The sequence below is a fragment of the Saliphagus sp. GCM10025317 genome, assembly GCF_042663665.1.
Taxonomy (GTDB): Archaea; Halobacteriota; Halobacteria; order Halobacteriales; family Natrialbaceae; genus Natronosalvus.
On sequence record NZ_JBHTAQ010000007.1, the window covers coordinates 47,080 to 67,840 of the forward strand.

The following is a 20,761-nucleotide window of genomic DNA, read 5'->3' on the forward strand; positions in this document are numbered from 1 at the left end:
GAGGAGTTGTCTGGGGTTCATGCCGGGGCCACCTACCACACTCGCCGGTATAAAATGTGAGCATGATCGCTATCACTGACAGGCGGGCGTGTCAGCCGCCACACTCGAGGATCGGGTTCCTGTCGGAGGTATCAGGTAACGGTGATCGAGCACGTAGTCGTCGGCTACACTCCGCCCGGATTGATCCTCACCGAAGTCGCGATGACCTCGGCTCCTTCAGCCGTTGTGTCGTGCCCCCGAACGTCGTTTCACCCCGCGATACCGTCCCTCCGTGATCGATTCGACGTCGAATCCGAGCGACTCGTAAAACGGTCGCACGTCCGCATCGAAGTTCGCCGTTAGCACGCCCGCTTGCTCGAGCGCCGCCTCGAGCAGGTCGGTTCCGATCCCACGTCCGCGGTGACGTCGGTGGACGGCGATCGCCGCGACGTGTGCCCCCTTCGTTTCGCCTCGAACCGGCGTCTCGAGGACGACCGCGCCGAGGACCCGCCGCGTCTCGCCGGTACCCACCGATCGCGGTTCTGTCGCGACCAGGACGTCACCGTCGTCGATTCGCGACTCGACGTCGCCGACCTCGAGCAACGCGCCGTCGACGAGTCGACGGACGGCCAGGGCGTCGTCCGACGTCGCCCGTCGGACGCGGCGATCGGTCACGGGAGCCCCTCCGACTCGCTATCCGTTCGGGCGGTGGCGGGTCGCTCGTACACGGCGCGGGCTACGTTCTCGGGAACGAAAACGGCCCGGCTTTCATCGACGGGCCGTCAGGATGCAGAACGTGTATCGACTGACCGTCAGGAAGCCAGAACAGTCTTGCTCGCGCGGGAGAGAAGGAGACGTGTGACACGCCGGTTCGTCGCTGCCCTCCTGATCGTACTCGTCCTCGGAAGCGTTCCCGCGAGCGTCGGTGCGGGTGCATTCGCCGCCAGCTCAGCGTCCGCGTCCCCGTCTCCATCGCTCGAGACCTCCGGCGCGAACGCGGTCGGTTTGGGGCTCGAGGCACCAGATAGCGGACCGGCTGCCGTTTCGTCGAGGTCGCTCGCAGCGGACGCGACTGACGTCGACGGGTTGACTGCAACAGGCGCGACTGCGACCGTCGACTCAAGCGCGGCCACGAACGCCATCCCGACCGCGAGTGCCGAACCCGACCTGATTCGCGAATCCGTCGTCCTGCACCAGCGACCCGACCTCCCCGGCGAGTTCGAGGCGGTCGTCACCTACGACGTGCCGGAGCCGGTGACCCGGCTCACAGTGACGCCCGGATCCGAGGCGACCGTCCTCGAGACGAGCGACCTCGAGGAGACCGACGACGGCGCCTACCGGTGGGCCGAGAGCGACCACGAGGGGCGCTCCCCGCAACTCACGCTCAGGCTCCCGGCGAACCGGACGGATGTCGGCCGCCACGGCCACGACGGAAGCGGCTACACGTTCGTCGAAACGGGCGAGTGGGGCATCGTCGCGACGCCGCAACTCCAGTTGGCCTGGCGAGAACGCTCGTCGGTCGACGTCCACCGCGAGGTCGCCGTCGACGGCGAGGGGGTCGCCGGAAAACACGTCGCGTTCTTCGGGGCCAACGAGGTCCACGAGACGACCGCCGGAAGCGAGACCATCCGCCTGGTCGTGCCCGAGGCCGCCGACCTCGAGGAATCGCCCGAAGACGTGCTCGAGGCGCTCGCTCACGCCAGCGAGCGACTCGGCGTCGGAAACAGCCACAGTGAGGTGATGATCGTCGCCGCTCCGACGGGCTCGGTCGAGTGGGGCGCCAACGGCATCCAGTACGGCGAGCGGGACGCCTGGGTGCGCGCCGACGCCCGTCTCGACGTAGCGGGTAGCGTCTGGCTCCACGAGTACGTCCACACCCGCCAGCGGTTCGCTCGTTCGAACCTGGACCGGGCCAGCGGCTGGCTCGTCGAGGCCCAGGCGGAGTACTACGCCAGCCTGCTCACCTACGAGCGCGGCGATCTCGACTACCTGACGTTCCGACGCTCGCTCGGCGAGGGCCGGGACTCCCCCTACGCCGAGGGCGTCCTCACGGACCCCGGCACCTGGCAGGACCCGCTCACCGACTACGTCAAGGGCCCGCTGGTCTACGGCGCAATCGACCGCCAGCTACGCCTCGAGAGCGACGGCGAATCGACCATGGAGGACGTCTTCCGGGCACAGAACCAGCGCGAGACGGCCACGTTCGAGGACTGGCTCGCGGACCTCGAGTACCGCGGCGGGAGCGACGTTCGCGAGTTCGCCGAAACGTACGCGGGGACGGCGTCGGCCCCCGACACCTGGAACCGGTTCGAGCACGCCGACGCGTTCGACCAGCCGACGCCGGTGATGGCGTACGGGCTCGCCGAGGGCGAGGAGGTCGAGATCGAGGGCCTCCGCGAGACGACCGTCGACGGCGTTCCCCGGACGCTCGTCGTGGGCGAGACGGTCACGTTCCCGGTCGCAGTCGACAATCGCGGCGATCGAGATGGGCCCTACCGGGCGACCGTCCTGGTCGACGACGCTATCGCGGCCGAGGCGACCGGCCGCCTCGAGCTCGGCGAGGCGACCATCGAACGCCTGTCGTGGACGCCCGAGTCAGCCGGTCGGTACGCGCTCCACGTCGGTGACGACCCGTTCGTCGTGGACGTCGTCGACCCCGCCGACCTCACGGTGACGGCCCTCGAGGCCAGCCCCGACCAGGTCGAACGCGGAGAGCCGATCACGGTGACGGCGACGGTCGAGAACGAGCAGTCTCGAGTCGGGCGGACGACCGTCGAAATTCGCACCGTCGACGGCGTGGTCGCCGAGGAGACCGTCACCCTCGGACCGGGCGAGTCGACGACCGTGGAGACGACGCTGTCGTTCGAGGATCGCGGGCGCCACGAGATTGGGGCTGGCGACAAGCGGGTGACGGTGACCGTCGAGTCCGGGATCGAGTCGCGGGTTTCGGAGGGGGCGGAGTCCGTGCCGGGATTCGGCGTCGGTGCGGCGATCGTCGCCGTCGCTCTGGGGCTCGTTCTCGGACGGCGTTCTCGGTAGGGCGGCCTCGAGTTCACCTTCATCCTCCGGTCGGCATCCAGAGAGCGTAGAGGATTGCCAGCAGACCCGTCACCTGGCTCGACTGTGAGGCGACGACGACGGCGGATTGGGGGATTCCCGGAATCGCGGCGTACAGGACGAAGAGACTGAACGGCACGGCGAGCACGAGGACGAACCCGAGCGCGAGAAACAGCATCGGTCGACTGTCGTTGCGTCGGTAGCCACGGTAGGCCTGGTAGGCGATGAACACGCCGATGAGCACGCTCACGATCTGCGTCACCTGCTGGAACGCGATCACCCAGTCCGGCGGCATCGACGGATCCCACAACTGGAGCGGGTGGAACGCCATCTCACATCCCCTCGATCAGCCGCGTGAATCGGTCCGCGGGGTCCTCGCGGCGGTCGACCCGCAACTCGAGGTGTCCGTCGCGCAGTTCGACCGTGAGTCGTTCGAAGTTGGTTGCGTACATGGTTCGGTGGTGGCCGCGTTCGGGGTCCGGTTTCGTCTGCTCGACGAGTAGGTCACACTCGCGAAGATCCTCAAGGCGACGGTAGATCGTGGGTTCGGAGACCCCACACCGCTCACTCAGGGTTCTCGCCGACAGTGGTTCCTGGCTCGTCTCGGTGAGGATGGTCCGTGCCGTCGGGTCTTCGAGCACGGTCGCGAGCCGCTCGATGTCCGCGTTAGCGTCCGCACCGGCGTCCGCATCCTCACTCACGATGGCCTCATTTCGACCCCACACTCGTATAGAACTTCCCACGACTACAGGGTCTGAAGTCGTGCTCGAGCCGTTATACTGGTCCCGGTCGTCTCGAGAGACGCCATGGTCACGACTACCCCTGGCCGACCGGATGGCTCGAATCTCGAACGCACGCGACCGTTCTCGCTCGGTGGTCTCGTGATCGTCCTCGCGAGCGTCGCGTTGAGCGCCGTCTCGTACGGACGCCTCGCGGACACCGTCCGAATTCGGTGGACGATCGGCACTTACTACGGACCCGAACACGCGCCGACGCTGGTGGTCCTGGTCGCGTTTCCCCTGGCACTGGCCGGACTGTACGCCGGCGCCTGGTGGCTCCGAACCTGGCTGGTGCGCCGGGGAGCGATCGACGAGCTCGACGAGTTCCGACTCGTCTACGATGCCTGCGTACTGGCGATCCTCGGCGCGATCGGCGCGTGCCAGTTCGTTCTCGTCGTCCTGAACCTCTAGTTCCGCTCGAACCGCCGACGCGGCTTACAGCACGACGAGTGCAACCGCGAGCGACACCACGCTCGCGATCATCACCGCGGCGACCACGACGAGCGCGGGGGCGATACCGGCTCGCCTGAGGTCCGCCACCCGGATCTCCGTCCCAAGGCCGACGAACGCGAGTAGGAACAGCCAGTCGACCACGTTCGCGAGCGACTCCTGCTGGGCCGGCGAGAAGACGCCCGCGCTCGAGAGCGCGACGAGCGCGAGAAAGCCCAGCACGAACTTCGGGACGTTAGACCACAACAGTCGCAGGGACGTCGATTCGCCCGAGCCCCGGCGAGCGTAGTAGCTCGCGTAGCCGACCGCGACGACGCCGATGAGGGTGTTGCGGGCGAGTTTCGTCATCGTCGCCCACTGTCCGGCGGTCTCCGAGTGGGCGAACCCGACGGCGACCACCGGTCCGGTCGAGAGCATGCTGACGCCGGCCCAGACGCCGAAGACCTGTCCGGAGAGTTCGAGCACGGAGCCGACGATCGGGTAGACGACGAGCGTGATTGCGTCGACCAGCAACACGGTGCCCGCCGCGTAGGCGATCTGGGTCTCCCGGGCCCGGATCCCGCCGCCGACAGCGACGACGGCGGAGACGCCACAGATCCCGGCACCCGCCGCGAGCAACGACCCGAAGCGCTCCGGGAGTCCGCCGACGGTTCGAGCGATCGCCTCGACGGTGAGGAGGGTGAGCGTCACCGTCGCGAACAGTAACAAGAGAACCGTCGCCCCCGTCTCGAGGATCGACTCGAGGGTCACCGACGCGCCGAGTAACACGATCCCTGCGGCGAGCCAGATCTTGTGCGTCGCCAGTCCTGGGCGAAGCCGATCGGGAACGCCGATCCCGTTCGCCAGCACGACCCCGAGGGCGATCGCCAGGAGCAACTCGTTCGGCCCCACGAGCGTCGAGAGGCCGCGAGCGAGTACCGCCCCGAGACAGAGTACGAGCAGGCCGGGCAGCGTTCTGGCGACGGCCGCTACCATGCGACGTCTACGCCGAAACCGCCGACGAGGGCGACGATCACCAGACCGACGAACACTCCCTGCCAGTCGGTATCGAGTTCGGTCCAGCGATCGACCCACCCCTCGAGCACGCTGCCGACTCGCTCGCCGTTCATGCCAGTAGCTGATTTATCCGGGGCTGTATAGCTACTGATTCCCGTCGTAGATTCCGGCGATTATCGCCACCTCCCCGCTCGACGACGTCGGATCAACATATGGAAGGATATGTACACGAACTCGAGTACCAGTTTCTCGTCACTGTCTCGAACGTATACCTGTGGGCGCAATTATTGCAGAATAAACCGTTTTACAACCACATTTTGGACGCTCACCCACTCGGAAACACGCTGGATTTATCAGGCAGGATAGCCCAGTTTGGGATGCTATGGGACAGACGCTCACCGAGAAAATTCTCGACGACCACCTCGTCGAGGGCGAACTCGAGACCGGCGAGGAGATCGGGATCGAGATCGACCAAGTGCTGACACAGGACACGACCGGCACGATGGTCTGGCTCCAGTTCGAGGCGATGGGACTGGACGAGGTCCAGACCGAACTGGCCGCCCAGTACTGTGACCACCAGACCTACCAGTTCGACTTCAAAAACACCGACGACCACCGATTCCTGCGCTCTGCGGCCGGCACCTACGGGGCCCACTTCTCTCGCCCCGGCAACGGCATCTGCCACAACGTCCACCGCGAGAACTTCGCCGCGCCCGGCAAGACCCTGCTCGGCTCGGACAGCCACACTCCGACGCCGGGTGGCCTGGGCGAACTCGCCATCGGCGCCGGCGGGATCGACATCACCGTCGCGATGGGCGGCGCCCCCTACTACATCGAGATGCCCGAGGTCGTCAACGTCCGCCTCGAGGGCGAACTCCCCGAGTGGGCCACCGCGAAAGACGTCATCCTCGAGATGCTCCGCCGACTCACGGTCAAAGGCGGCGTCGGCAAAATCCTCGAGTACACCGGCCCCGGCGCCGAGAGCCTCAGTGCCCCCGAGCGCATGACCATCACCAACATGGGGACGGAACTCGGCGCGACGAGTTCGATCTTCGCGACCGACGAGCAGACCAAAGACTACCTCGAGCGCGTTGGGCGCGGCGACGAGTACGTCGAACTCCAGCCTGACGACGACGCCGAGTACGACGACGAAATCGTCGTCGACCTCTCGGACCTCGAGCCGCTGATCGCCGAACCGTCGATGCCCGACAAGGTCGTGCCCGTCAGCGAAGTCGCGGGAACGGAAGTCGACCAGGTCATCGTCGGCTCCTGTACCAACGGCGCCTTCGAGGACATCCTCCCCGCAGCGAAGATGCTCGAGGGCCGCGAGGTGAACAAGACGACCGAGATGATCGTCGCTCCCGGTTCGAAACAGGCTTCCGAACTACTGGCCCGACAGGGCTGGGTCGCCGAGATGATGGCCGCCGGCGTCAACTTCTCCGAAGCCACGTGTGGCGCGTGTATCGGTATCGGCCACGTGCCCGCTTCCGACTCCGTGAGCCTGCGGACGTTCAACCGCAACTTCGAGGGCCGCTCGGGCATCGAAGACGACAACGTCTACCTCTGTTCCCCGGAGGTCGCCGCCGCCGCGGCGCTCAAAGGCGAAATCGTCGACCCGCGCGACCTGGCCGAGGAACTCGGCGACCTCAAGGATCCCGGTTTCGAACTCGCCGACGAGTACGACGCCTCGAAAGCCGACCTCATCAGCCCGGACGAGGCCGTCGACGACGAACTCATCAAGGGACCCAACATCGGCGACGTCCCCCTGAAGGACCCCCTTGAGGCCGAACTTGAGGGCCCGGCCCTGCTGAAGATGGAGGACAACATCACGACCGACCACATCATCCCCGCGACCCAGGACATCCTGATGTACCGGTCGAACGTCCCCAAACTCTCCGAGTTTACGCTCAGCCGCGTTGACGACACCTTCGCCCAGCGTGCGCTCGAGTCCGACGGCGGCTTCCTGGTCGCCGGCGAGAACTACGGTCAGGGCTCTTCGCGCGAACACGCGGCCCTGTGCCCGATGTACCTCGGCGTCGACGGCGTGCTGGCCCAGAGCTTTGCCCGGATCCACCGCGCGAACCTCTTCAACTTCGGCCTGCTCCCGCTGACCATCGACGAGGAGACCTACGACGCCATCGACCAGGGCGACGACATCGAAATCGTCGACGACGTCGAGGAAGCCGTCTCGAGCGGCGCCGAGGAGTTCACCGTTCGCGTCAACGGCAAGGAGGAGTTCACCGCCACGCTGGACGCCTCCGAGCGCGAGCGCGACATCCTCGCCGCCGGCGGGAAACTCGCCTGGACGAAGGCCCAGGCCGAAGGCGGCTCCGGTGCGGCGCCCGCCGACGACTGAGGAACCGCGACTGACGTCGCTACCGCCGACATTTTCTCTCTTTCAGCGCTCGAATAGCCCCGTCGCAGTCCGATCGCTCGAGGTTCGCGCTCTCGAGTCGCTTCTCTAGTCACCCCGACTCCCATCCCTCGGCTCGCTCGCGCCACCGTCGCTGTTGCTCGCGCTCGGTGACGTGTCCCTGGCCGTCGGCGAGTTCGTCCCGGATGCTCGCCTCGAAGTCGGTGAGCTCTCGCAAGAACCCGTCGGAGAACTCTTCGATCAACTCGTAGGTCCACCGGTCACCGATCGAGCCAGCGGGTAGGTACTCGTCCCTGAGGTCGTTCGCCCGGGTCTCGTGGCCTGCCTCTCGGAGGCGGTCCTCGGCGTCGGCGATCTGATCCATCGCGTGGCCGACCTCGTGGTGACACTCGAGCAGGGCGCCGTAGCCCCGGTGGAGGTGTTCGACGGCGAGCTGGAGATCGTGGAGGGCGTCCTTCTCGGCGTCGCTCAACTCGAGGTCGGTCGCCTTCGTGTCGTCCGTGTTCTCGTCGTCGGGATCCATACGCGCTCGACATCGGACGATCGGAAAAATGTTTTCGGGGCACCAGAGCGTCGTCACTGGGTTGACTGTTAGCCTCCCCTCGTCGCTGATACTTATCGCGGTCGCTGGCCAGGGTGTCGTGGTTGGTCGGCGGCTCCCCTGGGCTTGCAGTGGCGCTGCCAGCGGTCTCCCTCCTGAATCGGCTAAGCAGTGTCGTCGGGTTCGACGGCCCGGTGCAGCCCACTCCCGTCATTTAAGAAAGTGAGTTCGCAATCGCTGTGGCATCGGTACGGTTGCCGCCGTCATCGCCGGCTGGCGTCTCAATTGGACCCCAGCGCCTGCGAGGCTGGACTTATCGCGCTACAATCCCCTCATAATTGGGGAATCCGTCCGGAAGAGTCGTTACGATCCCTGACCCGAGGCCAATTATGAATATCGTCGAGGGGTGCGTACGTGGGAAAGTGCTCCTTCAAGAACGTGGCCTCACATCCCAATCTCCGAGTAGGGGCCGTTCGAGGCTGTTCGGGCGGGCCTGCCTGTCTCGAGGGAGGTACTCAGAGTGAGCGGTGAGCGAAGTCCGTCTCGTGGCTGGCGCTCGCTGTATAGAACCAACCCTCGAGCAGCCATACAGGCATAACCGCCACGAGACCTCCTCTAGTCCGCGTTTTCTCTCCCAAAAGTCGTCTCGGCTTTCTCGGTTATTGCAGTGCTGGCTCCACCCTCAATATCGATAGCAGAGAACCGATTATGAACTTTCAGACTGCCCACCGGGAGCCCACTCGTTCGACTCGAGTGGGTGACTGAGATTCCTACAGAGAAGGCTCGATACCGACGAATTCGATTTCGGGATTCCAGATCGAGTTCATCTTCGTCCCGCTTCTCTTTCGAGCAACTACCAACCCGGAAACCGCAATACGGAAACCGATTATGAATATTTTAGCGCACGATTTTACCGCTTTTTTCGAATTGCTCTCCCATTCAACTTCTCCTCTCTGATGACGCCACCCAACGGCTGACCGCTCTCTCGAGCTCTCGTCGACTGTTCAAACACGTGTTCCTAGTCCCGCTTCCAACTCACGTCCCCACCGTTCTTCCGGATACTGAGTCCGGTTATGAGGGGTTACCGGGCGTTCGAGCTATGATTCGTCTACCAGCGTCGCGAACTCGCCCGCGAACGCCTCGAGGTCGTCCCAGTCAGTGTACTCGTAATCTCGGCCGGTGTCGGTCGCCAGCCCCTCCTTGCCGGCTATGCGGCGCACGATGAAACGCGTGAGCAGTCCGTACTCGCGGTACTTCAGCGCGCCGGCGACGACGTGGATTCGCGTCGGTGACCACCCGGTTTCCTCGAGGACGTCCTGGACGTACGCTTCGGTGGTCCGACCAGCACCCTCGCTGTCGGTCGCCGCCGTCAGGCTCACCGAGACGAACGCCGAGGGGACGCGCTCGAGTGAATCCAGGTTCTCGCGGACGAACGACACGGCGTCTGGCTGGTGGGTGCCCATGTGGACCGACGCGGCGACGACGACCGCGTCGTAGCGCGACAGCGAGAGTTCGGGCGGTGGGTGTTTCGTGCTGATCACGAGCGGGTCGTGGCCGGCGTCGGCGAGCACGTCGCCAATCCGGTCGGCGATGGCGGCCGTCTGCCCCTCGCTCGAGCCGTAGGCGACGAGGACGCGACCCATCAGTGCTCACCGTTTTGTTTCGTGGGACTCGAGGCTCGGCGTGCGTGAATTGGCAAATGAAGGGGTCGTGTACGCGTGGTCATCTGCAAAGCCACCACACCGATCCCTATCAAGCACTAGCGGAACTCACGCAATGATCGGTTGGTCCCCTGATGTACTGACCTCCAGTCCGTTTTTGCCGGCGCGAGCGCAACTATACCCGACGAATAGTCACCTAAACGTATATTATATTAATTCGATAAATAAGGCCAAACACCACAAAATCTAACCTGAACCTGACTCATGCAGCCCTTTAAACGGCAAATGGTGACCTGTTTGGTCTAAATGATTTTATAGTAGGAGTCCCATATCTGGTAGTGATATGTTTTCCAGGACTGGTGGACGTGATGGGTCTGGAGAGTCGCGCGATACAACCGTACCGCTCGATCGGCGTACCGTCCTTCGATCGGGGGCAGTCGTCGGTGGGATGGCCCTCGCCGGGTGTATCGGCGGGAACGACGGAAGCGACGCCGAGTACCAGATGACCATTATCTCGAGCCCGGCGGGCTTCGACGACCAGGCGTTCAACGACAACGCGCTTGAGGGGCTGGAGGAGGCAGCCGACGAGTGGGACATCAGTGTCAATACGATCGAAGAGACGAACCAGGGCGAGTACGGCCAGCGCCAGGCTGACGCCGCCGAATCCGAGCCGGATCTGATCGTCCTGGTCGCCGACCAGCACACCGAGCCGCTCCAGGAGAACGCCCAGGAGTACCCCGACGTGAACTGGATGCTCATCAACAACGTGGTTGAGGCGGAGAACGTCTCGGGGTGGATCGAGATGAACAACGAAATGTCGTTCCTCGCCGGTGTCGGCGCCGGGACGTTGACCCAGGAGGAGATCGAACACGAGGGGAGTTCGACCAATCCCGACGAGAGCGTCGTCGGCTTCGTCGGTGGCGAGGAAATCCCGCTGATCGAGGCGTTCCAGGTCTCGTACGAACAGGGCGTCCACTGGGTCGACGACAGTATCGAGGTGCTCACTGGTTACGGCGGCAGCTTCAACGACCCCTCGGGGGTCAACGACCAGGCCGTCTCACAAATCGAGAGCGGGGCCGACATCGTCTGGCACGCGGCCTCGGCCGCTGGTGAAGGGGCGTTCCAGGCCGCCGAAGACAACGGTAGATTCGCGCTCGGCGTCGACAGCGACCAGTCGGTTTCGTTCGACAGCTACCAGGACGTGATCCTCGGCTCGGCCATCAAGGCGCTCAACGAGGCCACCTACACGGTCGCAGAAGCCGTCGTCAACGACAACTGGGAGAGCGTGCAGGGCGAACAAAACCTCTCGACCGAAGGTGGACAGATCGACTGGGTGACCGGACAGGCGTTCGAAGACAGCATGCCCGACTCCCTCAATCAGAACATCGAGGACGCAAAGCAGGCAATCATCGACGGCGAGATCGACTTCGAGTGCGGGCCGACTGGATGCTAGACGGGACGACCGCGCAGTCAGGTTTTCCGTTCTCACGTATTTGACCACTTCATGACTTCGCACAACTCACCACCGGCCGTCCGACTCGAGGGGATCACGAAACGGTTCGGCGATGTCGTCGCCAACGATAGCGTCGACTTCACGCTGGAGGCCGGCTCGATTCACGCCCTCCTCGGCGAAAACGGCTCCGGGAAGACGACGCTCATGAGCGTCCTCTACGGACTCTACGATCAGGACGAGGGAACGATCGCCATCGACGGCGAGGAACGGGCGATCGACACGCCCCGCGACGCCATGGACGCGGGGATCGGCATGATTCACCAGCACTTCCAGCTCGTCGAGCCAATGACCGTCCTTCAGAACGTCATCCTCGGCCACGAACCCGTCGAGAACGGATTCGTCGACGAGGAGTCCGCACGAGAGTCGATCGAGGACATCAGCGACCGGTACGGGTTCGAGGTCGCCGACCACCTCGACACCCCGATCCAGGACCTCGACCTCGGGACGAGACAGCGCGTCGAAATCGTCAAGAGCCTCTACCGGGGCGCGGACGTCCTCATCCTGGACGAGCCGACGGCCGTCCTCACGCCACAGGAAGTCGACGGGCTGATGGCCGTGATGGAGGATCTCAGAGCCGACGGTCGCTCGCTCATCTTCATCTCGCACAAACTCGACGAAGTCATGGCGATCGCCGACGAGATCACCGTTCTCCGCGATGGAAAGGCGGTCGGCACCGTCCCCGCATCGGACACCTCCGAGCAGGAACTGGCCCAGATGATGGTCGGCCGCGAGGTACTGTTCGATCGTCAGCCTCGCGAAACCGAGCCAGGCTCGCCGCTCCTCGAGGCCGAGGCGTTACGGGTCAAGGGCGACCGCGGGCTCGAGAAAGTCTCCGGGGTCGACCTCCAGGTCCGGGAGGGCGAGATTCTCGGCATCGCCGGCGTGCAGGGAAACGGCCAGACCGAGTTAGTCGAGGCCCTCACCGGACTCCGAACGCCCGATTCGGGAGCGATCCGATTCGACGGCGACGACATCACCACGCTGTCGCGACGCGACCGTATCGAGGCGGGAATCGCCTACATTCCCGAAGACCGCCACGCCGAGGGGCTGGTGATGGACTACGACCTGGTCCGGAACGGCCTGCTCGGCAATCAGACCGTCGAGCCGTTCACGAAAAACGGATTCATCGACTGGCCGCGTGTCCGTGACCACACTGAGGAAATCATCGCGGAGTTCGATGTCCAACCGCCCAACGCCGACGCCAGAGCGGCGTCGCTGTCCGGCGGGAACCAGCAGAAGTTCATCGTCGGCCGAGAAGTCGGCCACGACCCGTCGCTGTTGATCGCCTCGCACCCGACTCGCGGCGTCGACATCGGGTCGATTGAGTTCATCCACAACCGGCTGATCGAACTCCGGGACGAGGGGCTGGCGATCGTCCTCGTCTCGTCGAAACTCGAGGAAATCCAGAAGCTCTCGGATCGAACCGCAGTCATGTACGAAGGGTCGTTCATCGACACCGTCGACCCAACCGCGGTCACCGAGGAAGAACTCGGTCTCCTGATGGCGGGCCAGCGCCTCGCCGGCCGGGGCGAGCTATCGGAGCCCGACAGCGAGGTCCAGCCATGAGTTCGGCCGACCAGAGCGGCACTCGATCTCTGGCGGACCGCGTCGCCGGCCGACTCCTTGAGGCGACGGTCCTGGAACGCCTCGGGATCGCCCTCGCGTCGGTCACGACGGCGATTCTCATCGGCCTGGTGATCGTGGCCGCCGCCGGGTACAGTCCGATCATGTTCCTGAACAACCTGATCGTCGGCGCGCTCGGCAGCGAGCGCATCCTGGCGCGGACGTTGCGGCTCTCGACGTTCTTCATCCTGACGGGCGTCGCCGTGGCGATCGCGTTCAGAGCCGGCGTGTTCAACATCGGCGTGCAGGGACAGTTCGTCGTCGGCGGCCTGTTCTGCACCGTGTCGATCCTCTGGGCGGCCCCGTTCTTGCCGACCGGAACCGTCGGTGGAATCGGGCTGATGCTCATTGGGACGGTCGCCGCCGCCGTCGGCGGCGGCCTCTACGGGGCGCTTCCCGGCGTGTTGAAGGCGTACGCCGACGCGAACGAGATCATCACGACGATCATGCTGAACTTCATCGCGATCGGCGTCGTCAGCTGGCTGCTCACAAACCCGCTCCGGGCGGAGGGATCGACGAACGTCCAAACCGAGCGACTCCCGGATTACGTTGGACTCCCACCGATCCTCTTCGGCGACTCGTCGTTCTCGGTGATCGGCCTCCTGTTGACGCTCGCGCTCGTCGCGGCCGTCGCCATCGCGATGACGCGGACGGGGATCGGGTACGACATGGTGACGAGTGGCTACCAGGCCGGGGCGGCGGTGTACTCCGGCGTCGATGCGAAACGGACGATCGTCGCGACGATGACGTTCTCCGGGGCCGTCGCCGGACTCGCCAGCGCGGTCTACGTCATCATGTTCCAGGGACGGTTCATCGAACCGGCCAGCATCCACACCTACGGCTACGACGCAATCGCCGTCAGCCTGCTCGCCGCGAACAACCCGCTCGGGGTCGTGCCGGCCGGGCTGTTGTTCGGCGGGCTCAACTCCTCAAGTTCGTACATCCAGACCTACAGCGACGTGCCCGTCCAGTTGATCGACGGTATCGTCGGCATCGTCATCGTCTTCGTGGCCGCGCCGGAGCTGTTCCGAATGGCTGCCAAACGAGCCGGTCTCGGTGGTGACGACCGATGAGCGGCCTCGACAGCCTCGAGTACGCTCGCCACCGCGGCGTCCGACTCGTCGGCCTCGTGCTCGTCGTGCTGGCAGCCCTCGGGGTCGTCGGGGCCGTCGTCTTCGACGTTCCCCTCGCCGAAGTGCTGGCTGACGGCCTCGAAACCCTCGCCAGCATCGTGACGCCCGGCTACGTCGCCCGGTCGATGGAGATGGCCGCCCCCATCACGCTCGCCGCGATCGGTGGGCTGTACGCCGAGAAGAGCGGCGTGTTCAACATCGGACTCGAGGGGTTCATGATCTTCGGCGCATTCTTCGCCGCCGCCGCGACGTATCTCGTCGGCGCCGGCGGGGCGGTCCACGCCTGGGCCGGGATCGGCATTTCGGTCCTGCTCACGATGGGGCTGGCCGTGCTCTTCGCCGTATTGCTGATCCGGTACAAGGCGGATCAGATCGTGGCCGGGCTGGGGGTCTGGTTCATCGGCCTCGGTCTCGTCCCGTTTACGGCGGCCGTCATCTGGGGAAGCAGAAACAGTCCGCGGCTCCCCGGCGTCGGGCGGTTGACGGTCCCGGGGCTCAGCGAGATTCCCTTCCTCGGCCGGGTCGTCTTCGATCAGTCGCCGCTGGTCTGGCTCACCGTCCTCGTCGCGGTCGGGGCGTGGGTCTTCCTCTACCGCACGCAGTACGGCTACTGGATCCAGGCAGCCGGCGAGAATCCGGAGGCGCTCGACACCGCCGGTATCGACGTCAACCGCGTGCGCTACGCGACGGTGATCTTCTCCGGTGGGCTGGCCGGCCTCGGCGGTGCGGTGCTTCTCGCACACAGTTCGTCGTTCGTCGGAACCGGGCAAACGATGGTCGACGGTCGCGGCTGGCTCGGCATCGTCGCCTACCTGTTCGGCAACTACAACCCGCTCGGAGCGGCGGCCGCCGCCCTCCTCTTCGGCGGCGTCGACATGTTGCAAGGCCAGTTCCAGACGCTCAACATCGAGGCCTCCTCGAAGCTGCTGGGGCTGCTCCCGTACGTCGTCGTCATCGTCGTCCTCACGGGCTGGGGGAAGACGCAGGTTCCCTCCTCTGTCGGCGAACCCTACGAGTCCGAGGAGTGACCGCGGGGCGGTCGACCAGACAGCCTGCGCGAACCTGCTACTCCAGGACCACGCGCTTGCCCAGCTCGGGGGCGGACGCGTCGAAGCCGTCGGCCCGGAGTTCCTCGGCGAACCACTCACAGCGGTCCCCATGGTTCACGAGCACCTGCGAATCGCGGTAGGACTCGAGGAACGACTCGAGACCCGCCCGGTCGGCGTGGGCCGAGAAGTCGTACTGCTCGACCTGGGCGCTGACGGGCATCACCCGGCCGTCGATTTCGGCGCTGCCGGTCTCGAGGAGGTCCCGGCCGGGGGTTCCCTCGACCTGGTAGCCCGTCATGGCGATCTTGTTCGCCGGGTGGCCCCGGATCGCGGGGATGTAGGTCATCGCGGGGCCGCCGTGGAGCATCCCGCTGGTCGTCACGATGACGGTGTTCTGCTCGGCGATGCGCTCGCGCTGGCCATCCCTCCCGTCGACGAACCGGGCATTGCCCTTTGCTCGGCGCAGTTCGTCGGGGTCTCGAAGGAAGTCGCGATTTCGCGGGCGCAAGAACAGGTCCGCAACGCGGGTGCCCATCCCGTCGACGTAACACTCGAGGTCGTGTTCGGCGCAGATGCACATCACTTCCTGGGTGCGGCCGATGGCGAACGCGGGGACGACGACGGTTCCACCTTCCCAGATGGTCGATTTCAGGCTGTCGACGAACGCGCGCTCGATCTCCGCCCGCGGGGGACGGGTCGTGTCGGCGTACGTACTCTCACAGACGACGACGTCGGCGTCGGGACGGGCGGTCGTCCCCGCCAGGAGGTGCTGGTCCTCGGTGTGGAAGTCGCCGGTGTAGAGCAGGCGGGTGTCACCATCGTCGATCAGGACGTGGGCACTCCCGGGGACGTGGCCGGCGTCGAAGAACGTCACCTCGTAGCCCGCGGCTTCGAAGGGCTCGCCGTAGCCGTGGGTCTCCGAGACCTGCGTCAGGCGGGCGAGTTCGGCCTCGGTGAACGGACAGTCGTAGCTCCCGCCGTGGAGTTTCAGCGTGTCTCGAGCCAGCACCATCGCGAGATCGTATGTGGGCTGGGTCCAGTGGATCGTCGGGCGTGCGTCGCCCGACAGCAGCGCGGGCAGGGTCCCGACGTGATCGAGGTGGCCGTGTGAGACGACGACGGCGTCGGGGTCGAGATCGGGTTCCTGAAGCGGGAACGAGGGCGGGTTCCCCGAGTCCATTCCGAAATCGAGTAGCAGAGAACCGTCCACCAGGAGGGCGCTCCGGCCGATCTCGCGGGCCCCACCGAGAAACTCGAGGTGCATCTCTATACCCTGTCTGGGGACTCGAGCGATTTGGATCCGGCGATCCGGTCGGGGTGCGTCCCGACCTGGTAATCACGGGCACGACTCGAGGTCTCCCACGGCGAAGTTGATACGCTCTGCTTTGAAAGGATCGTTATCGGGTCCGCCAACCAGCGACGCTATCGCAGTCAGTCGCGCCGGCCATCGATCGCTCCGAACCCGTCTCCACGACCCAGTTCGCCCGCGAGCCAGCGAAGCGGTCGCTCGAGTCGACCCAGCGCGGTCTCGTCGAGGTGATCGGCGAGGCGTTCGTGGGTGGTCGTCGCTTCCTTGAGCCGTGGGACGAGCGCTGTCCGAAGACGGGGGTCGTCGGGGAGCGAACCAGTGATCGCTTCGCCCTGGAGACCACGAATCATCGCCTGCCGGACCGTCTTTCGGTGGTCTCGAGCGAGGCGTTCGGGTAGGCTCGCGATTTCGTCGAGCGATCCGCCCGGAACGGCGTCGAGGAGGGATCCGAGTTGGCGCCCGTACGCCCGAAACGGGTCGGCCGCGTCGGATCGGTCACCGACGATGGCGCCCAGGACGCAGCCGCAGCCGGCGAGGACGGCCAGTGGGCCGGTTTCGACGGTCGATTCGGGCGCTGGTTTTGATTCCGATTTCGACGCCGATTCCAGAACCCTGTCGCCCGCTCTCCCGCCACGATCAATCGCCGCAGGCAACTCGCTCGAGGCGGCGGTGAACGCGCGAACGCTCGCGATCGCTTGTTCGGCGTCTAGCGGGGTCGCTCCGACCGCCCCGTGGGCGCGGGCGAACAGGTAATCGCTCGCCAGCAGGGCCGTCTCGCGGTCGCCGGCTTCGTTCACCAGCATCGCGTGTCGCAGCCGAACGTACCCCTCGAGGGCGACCAGCGCGGTGGCCAGGGACTCGAGCGCTGGCACCTCGGCCTCGACGTTCGAGTCGGCGTCGACCGTCGTCGCGACGGTTCGACAGAGGGCGACCGGAAGCGAGTCGTCTGGAGGCGGACAGGCGCGCAGTGAGAGCGCCCGGACGGACGGGGTGAGCCCCGTCCCTCGAACGGGTTCGGCACCGTTGCCGCTGACGTCACCGTCGTCGACGAAGGGATTCGACCCGGTCATTTCAATCACCGGCGGGTGCCGACGCGACGTCCTCGGTCACGACGTTGTCGGTCCAGGTCCCGCGCAGGAACCAGACGGCGGTGACGATGGCCGAGAGGACGTACGAGAGGGCGATGGCGTACCAGACGCCGTAGATGCCCAGCCCGAAGTGGAGGATGGCGATCGCCGAGATCGGGATGCGATACATCCAGAGCTCCTGGATCGAGAGGAACATCGCCGCGCGGGTGCTGCCGCTGCCCCGGAGGCCGCCCAGAAGCACCTGGAAGACGCCCATGAAGATGTACGACGGGCCGGCGATCAGGATGAACGCGGCGCCGTAGGTGACGACCTGCTCGCTCCCCTCGCCCTGGATGAAGACGGCCGTGATCGGCTCGGCCAGCGGGTAGGCGACCGCGACGACGGCGACGAAGATCCCGACGACGACGACGGAACTCAGTTTGACGGCCTTCCAGGCCCGGCTCACCTGCTCGGCACCGAGGTTTTGCCCGACGACGGCTTCCGTGCCGCGGGCCAACCCGAGCGCCGGCAAGAAGAGCAGCGAGGAGAGCCGGTTGGCGATCCCGTAGGCCGCGACGGCGTCAGTTCCGGCGATGGCAACCAGCGCCGTCAGCAGGGCGATCCCCGAGGAACGAAAGCCCTGCTCGGTCGCGATGGGCCCGCCGATCTCGAGGATCTTCTTCACCGTCGGCAGTTCGAGGCGCAGGTCCGCGAGGGTTGGCTCGAGCCCGACTCGACCCGAAAAGAGCAGGTAGAGGCCGACGAGGGCCGCGACGCCGCGGGAGAAGACCGTCGCCACCGCGGCGCCCTCGACGCCGAACCCGGTGAAGCCGGTCATCGCGTAGAGCGTCGACTCGACCCCGGCCGCACCGATCCAGGCGAAGAGTGGGTTGTCGACGAAGCCCAGGATGAGGATCGGGTCCAGGACGACGTTCATCGTCACGCTGAGTGCCATCAGGTACATCGGCGTCCGGGTGTCGCCCCAGCCTCGTGAGAGGGCGTCGAAGATGAAGAACCAGAACATGAAGCCGACGCTGACGAAGATGATTCGAGTGTAGTTGACCGCGTAGGTGTAGGCGGCGGTTCCCGGTTCGGCGCCCACCAGCTGGATCAGCCAGGGCGAGAGCGCGAAGCCGAGCGCGCCGAAGACGAAGCCGACGACGGTCACGAACGAGAGCGTCTGGCCGGCGACGTGGTGGGATTTCCGAAAGTCCTTCGCGCCCTTGTACTGGGAGACGAGGACGGTTCCCGCGGCGGTGAGGCCGCCCCCGATGCTCACCATCAGGAAGACGATAGCCCAGGAATAGGAGAGCGCGGCGACGGCGTCGCTCCCGAGGTGACCGACCCAGAAGGTGTCCGCGAGGTTGTAACCCACCTGCAGGAGTTGGGAGAAGACGATGGGGGCCGACAGCACGAGGAGGGGCTTGAACAGGTCGCCATCCGTCACGTTGACCGATCGGTCGCGTTTTCGACTCATTCGGGGTCATCACCGGCCGCCGCGTCCACGGCCTCGAGCGAGACGGCCCCTCGCTCGGGGAAGGATTCACCCTCGACGAGCAGGTCTGCGACGACGACGTTGGCGACGCCCGACCGCACCTCCTCGAGGTAGGCGTCCCGGCTCATCGTCAGCTGCCGGATGCGCGCGCCGTCGAGGGCAGCGATCAGCACCGTCGCCGTCTCCGCGGGATCGTGTTCGCGAAAGACGCCGGCCTCGAGGCCGTCCTGGAGAATCCCCTCGAACGCCGCCCGGAGCGCATCGTCGCTGCGCCGGAGGTGCACCTGGAACCGCTCGTCGTAGGGGGCCTGGGCGCGCAATTCGAGCATCGCCGTGTGAAAGGATGCGCGCTCGTCGTCGTCGGGGTCGTAGAGGAACCAGTCGACGAGCGCCGCGAGGCGTTCGACCGGCGATAGCTCCTGGCTGGCCGCCAGTCGCTCGTCGAAGTGCTCGAGCAGGAAGTCGAAAAATGCCGAGATGATGTCGTCTTTGGAGTCGTAGTGATAGAACAGCAGGGACTTGCTCTTATCCGTCTGGTCGGCGATGGCCTGCGTGGTGAGTTCCGTGTAGCCGTGTTCGCACAGGGCCTCGTAGGTCGCCGTCATAATTTCGTCGCGGGCGCTCTCGTCGGTCACTAACTAACCGGTTAGTCAGCGAGCTACAAGGGGGTTTCGGTTCGAAACGATCTGGAGTCACTGACCCCTCAATTCGTCGTCGCGTTCGCCCCGATGTCGCGCTCGACTCGTCGCCGTGCTACTGGTCCTCGAGCCCCTTCGCGATGTCCTGCAGGCTCGTAGAAGGCGGTTCGTGGGCGTCGTAGACGGCGGTCTCGCCGGGAGCGCGCACGCCGTAGAGGAAGTCGGGTTCGACGACGTCGAGCAGAACTGACCCGCCGCGGCGAGCGCCGTGGTCGTCGATCCAGTCGGGCAGGGCGTCGACGCCGTCGCGCGGGTCTCGTGCCTGGTCCGGCGTCTCGTAGAGGCCGGGGACGACCAGTTCGTCGCCGGTCAGGCCGCGGTCGACCCGGCCGAAACGTTCGGTTCCGTCGAGGACGAACCGGACGACCTCGCCCGCCTGGTCGGGAAAGTGTCCCGTCTCGTCGCCGGGGATTTCGATGCGAACGCCGGTAGCGGTCTCCGCCAGCGTCGCTCGAACCGTCTCGACGCTCGGGTTGTCACTCGAAATTCGGTCGGGCATAGAAGCGCAGGGGATTACTCGTCGTCTCCGTCCTCGTCGGCCTCGAGGCCCAGCAGGCTCTCGACGCTGTCGGAGCCGCGCTCGGCAATCGTCGCGTTGATCTGGGCGGTCTCGGCGGAGATTTCGCGTCCGCGAGCGGTGATCCGGCGGCGCTCGCCGTCGCGGCCGGGATTGTACCCCGTCTGGCGTTCGTTCATCAGGACTTCCTGGAGCCGGGAGCCCGCGACCGTCTCGTTGTGTGGGCGGCCCGCGTTGTCCGAGCCACCGGTGAGCTCAAGCGTGTAGCCGTCGAGGCCGACGGCGCTCCCGTCGACTTCCTGGCCGATCTCCTTGCCGATGAATCGGTTCGCGTCCTGACCCTCCGCCTCGAGCTGGTGGGCGAGCCCCGATTCGGGGTCGCCGACGACGACAGTGAAACTTGCCATGGGCGGGCAAAAACGGTCTGCGGTGAAAAATACGTCGATCGACCGTTTCCGGACTGGGAACGACTGCCGACGGGCCGTGTCGCCGGGCGTTGTAGTTTTATGCCCGTGCTCGT

Annotated in this window: 20 protein-coding genes; 7 read left to right on the top strand and 13 right to left on the bottom strand. The window is 65.7% G+C overall.

Going from position 1 to position 20,761, the window contains the following annotated elements; genetic code table 11:
* Positions 1-216: 216 nt before the first annotated feature.
* A complete protein-coding gene (locus ACFQS4_RS14820; RefSeq protein WP_500193845.1) occupies positions 217-654 on the bottom strand; it encodes a GNAT family N-acetyltransferase in 438 nt (145 codons plus the stop codon).
* A 183-nt stretch (positions 655-837) separates the two neighbouring features.
* On the opposite strand from ACFQS4_RS14820, the gene ACFQS4_RS14825 reads away from it, so the two are divergent.
* Positions 838-3,018 carry a CARDB domain-containing protein gene (locus ACFQS4_RS14825; RefSeq protein ID WP_500193848.1) on the top strand — a complete coding sequence of 727 codons (2,181 nt, stop codon included), beginning with the start codon at positions 838-840 and terminating at the stop codon, positions 3,016-3,018.
* 19 nt (positions 3,019-3,037) lie between these two features.
* Here ACFQS4_RS14825 and ACFQS4_RS14830 read toward each other — a convergent pair whose 3' ends face one another.
* Complete coding sequence (locus tag ACFQS4_RS14830; protein ID WP_500193849.1) at positions 3,038-3,367, bottom strand: DUF7521 family protein; 330 nt, start codon at positions 3,365-3,367, stop codon at positions 3,038-3,040.
* Between the two features lies 1 nt (position 3,368).
* On the bottom strand, positions 3,369-3,737 hold the full coding sequence (locus tag ACFQS4_RS14835; protein ID WP_500193852.1) for a helix-turn-helix domain-containing protein: 369 nt from the start codon (positions 3,735-3,737) through the stop codon (positions 3,369-3,371).
* Positions 3,738-3,842: 105 nt separating this feature from the next.
* Here ACFQS4_RS14835 and ACFQS4_RS14840 point away from each other — a divergent pair, with 105 nt between their 5' ends.
* Positions 3,843-4,226: a hypothetical protein gene (locus ACFQS4_RS14840; RefSeq protein ID WP_500193853.1), complete on the top strand. Its 384-nt coding sequence runs from the start codon at positions 3,843-3,845 to the stop codon at positions 4,224-4,226.
* 24 nt (positions 4,227-4,250) lie between these two features.
* Here ACFQS4_RS14840 and ACFQS4_RS14845 read toward each other — a convergent pair whose 3' ends face one another.
* Together ACFQS4_RS14845 and ACFQS4_RS14850 are read right to left on the bottom strand one after the other, a co-directional pair.
* The gene (locus ACFQS4_RS14845) at positions 4,251-5,240 is read right to left on the bottom strand and encodes a YeiH family protein (protein ID WP_500193854.1); all 990 of its coding nucleotides are present in this window, start codon (positions 5,238-5,240) and stop codon (positions 4,251-4,253) included.
* Positions 5,234-5,374 carry a hypothetical protein gene (locus tag ACFQS4_RS14850; protein ID WP_500193856.1) on the bottom strand — a complete coding sequence of 47 codons (141 nt, stop codon included), beginning with the start codon at positions 5,372-5,374 and terminating at the stop codon, positions 5,234-5,236. Before ACFQS4_RS14850 ends, ACFQS4_RS14845 begins: the two co-directional genes overlap by 7 nt.
* A 269-nt stretch (positions 5,375-5,643) precedes the next feature.
* Here ACFQS4_RS14850 and ACFQS4_RS14855 point away from each other — a divergent pair, with 269 nt between their 5' ends.
* Positions 5,644-7,617, top strand: a complete 1,974-nt coding sequence (locus ACFQS4_RS14855) for an aconitate hydratase (protein WP_500193857.1) — start codon at positions 5,644-5,646, stop codon at positions 7,615-7,617.
* 109 nt (positions 7,618-7,726) lie between these two features.
* Here ACFQS4_RS14855 and ACFQS4_RS14860 read toward each other — a convergent pair whose 3' ends face one another.
* Both ACFQS4_RS14860 and ACFQS4_RS14865 read right to left on the bottom strand, forming a co-directional pair.
* Positions 7,727-8,158, bottom strand: coding sequence for a hypothetical protein (locus tag ACFQS4_RS14860; protein WP_500193860.1), 432 nt, complete (start codon positions 8,156-8,158; stop codon positions 7,727-7,729).
* 1,115 nt (positions 8,159-9,273) lie between these two features.
* Positions 9,274-9,819: a flavodoxin domain-containing protein gene (locus tag ACFQS4_RS14865; RefSeq protein ID WP_500193863.1), complete on the bottom strand. Its 546-nt coding sequence runs from the start codon at positions 9,817-9,819 to the stop codon at positions 9,274-9,276.
* 361 nt (positions 9,820-10,180) lie between these two features.
* Between ACFQS4_RS14865 and ACFQS4_RS14870 the strand changes: the two genes are divergently transcribed.
* From ACFQS4_RS14870 to ACFQS4_RS14885, 4 genes are read left to right on the top strand one after another with little or no spacing between them, the layout of a single operon-like run.
* Positions 10,181-11,290, top strand: a complete 1,110-nt coding sequence (locus ACFQS4_RS14870) for a BMP family lipoprotein (protein ID WP_500193866.1) — start codon at positions 10,181-10,183, stop codon at positions 11,288-11,290.
* 51 nt (positions 11,291-11,341) lie between these two features.
* Positions 11,342-12,916, top strand: coding sequence for an ABC transporter ATP-binding protein (locus ACFQS4_RS14875; RefSeq protein WP_500193869.1), 1,575 nt, complete (start codon positions 11,342-11,344; stop codon positions 12,914-12,916).
* A complete protein-coding gene (locus ACFQS4_RS14880) occupies positions 12,913-14,046 on the top strand; it encodes an ABC transporter permease (RefSeq protein ID WP_500193871.1) in 1,134 nt (377 codons plus the stop codon). Before ACFQS4_RS14875 ends, ACFQS4_RS14880 begins: the two co-directional genes overlap by 4 nt.
* On the top strand, positions 14,043-15,134 hold the full coding sequence (locus ACFQS4_RS14885; RefSeq protein WP_500193874.1) for an ABC transporter permease: 1,092 nt from the start codon (positions 14,043-14,045) through the stop codon (positions 15,132-15,134). The genes ACFQS4_RS14880 and ACFQS4_RS14885 overlap by 4 nt, the downstream gene beginning before the upstream one ends.
* Before the next feature lie 37 nt (positions 15,135-15,171).
* Here ACFQS4_RS14885 and ACFQS4_RS14890 read toward each other — a convergent pair whose 3' ends face one another.
* From ACFQS4_RS14890 to ACFQS4_RS14915, 6 genes are all read right to left on the bottom strand, one after another.
* Complete coding sequence (locus tag ACFQS4_RS14890) at positions 15,172-16,419, bottom strand: MBL fold metallo-hydrolase (RefSeq protein WP_500193876.1); 1,248 nt, start codon at positions 16,417-16,419, stop codon at positions 15,172-15,174.
* 167 nt (positions 16,420-16,586) lie between these two features.
* Positions 16,587-17,534 (bottom strand): hypothetical protein, encoded by a 948-nt coding sequence (locus ACFQS4_RS14895; RefSeq protein WP_500193878.1) that lies wholly within the window; start codon positions 17,532-17,534, stop codon positions 16,587-16,589.
* Between the two features lies 1 nt (position 17,535).
* Positions 17,536-19,008: an MATE family efflux transporter gene (locus tag ACFQS4_RS14900; RefSeq protein ID WP_500193880.1), complete on the bottom strand. Its 1,473-nt coding sequence runs from the start codon at positions 19,006-19,008 to the stop codon at positions 17,536-17,538.
* Positions 19,005-19,661, bottom strand: coding sequence for a TetR/AcrR family transcriptional regulator (locus ACFQS4_RS14905; RefSeq protein WP_500193882.1), 657 nt, complete (start codon positions 19,659-19,661; stop codon positions 19,005-19,007). Before ACFQS4_RS14905 ends, ACFQS4_RS14900 begins: the two co-directional genes overlap by 4 nt.
* Positions 19,662-19,779: 118 nt before the next feature.
* Positions 19,780-20,223 (bottom strand): DUF7112 family protein, encoded by a 444-nt coding sequence (locus ACFQS4_RS14910; protein WP_500193883.1) that lies wholly within the window; start codon positions 20,221-20,223, stop codon positions 19,780-19,782.
* A gap of 14 nt (positions 20,224-20,237) precedes the next feature.
* On the bottom strand, positions 20,238-20,648 hold the full coding sequence (locus ACFQS4_RS14915; protein ID WP_500193885.1) for a 30S ribosomal protein S6e: 411 nt from the start codon (positions 20,646-20,648) through the stop codon (positions 20,238-20,240).
* Between the last annotated feature and the right edge of the window lie 113 nt (positions 20,649-20,761).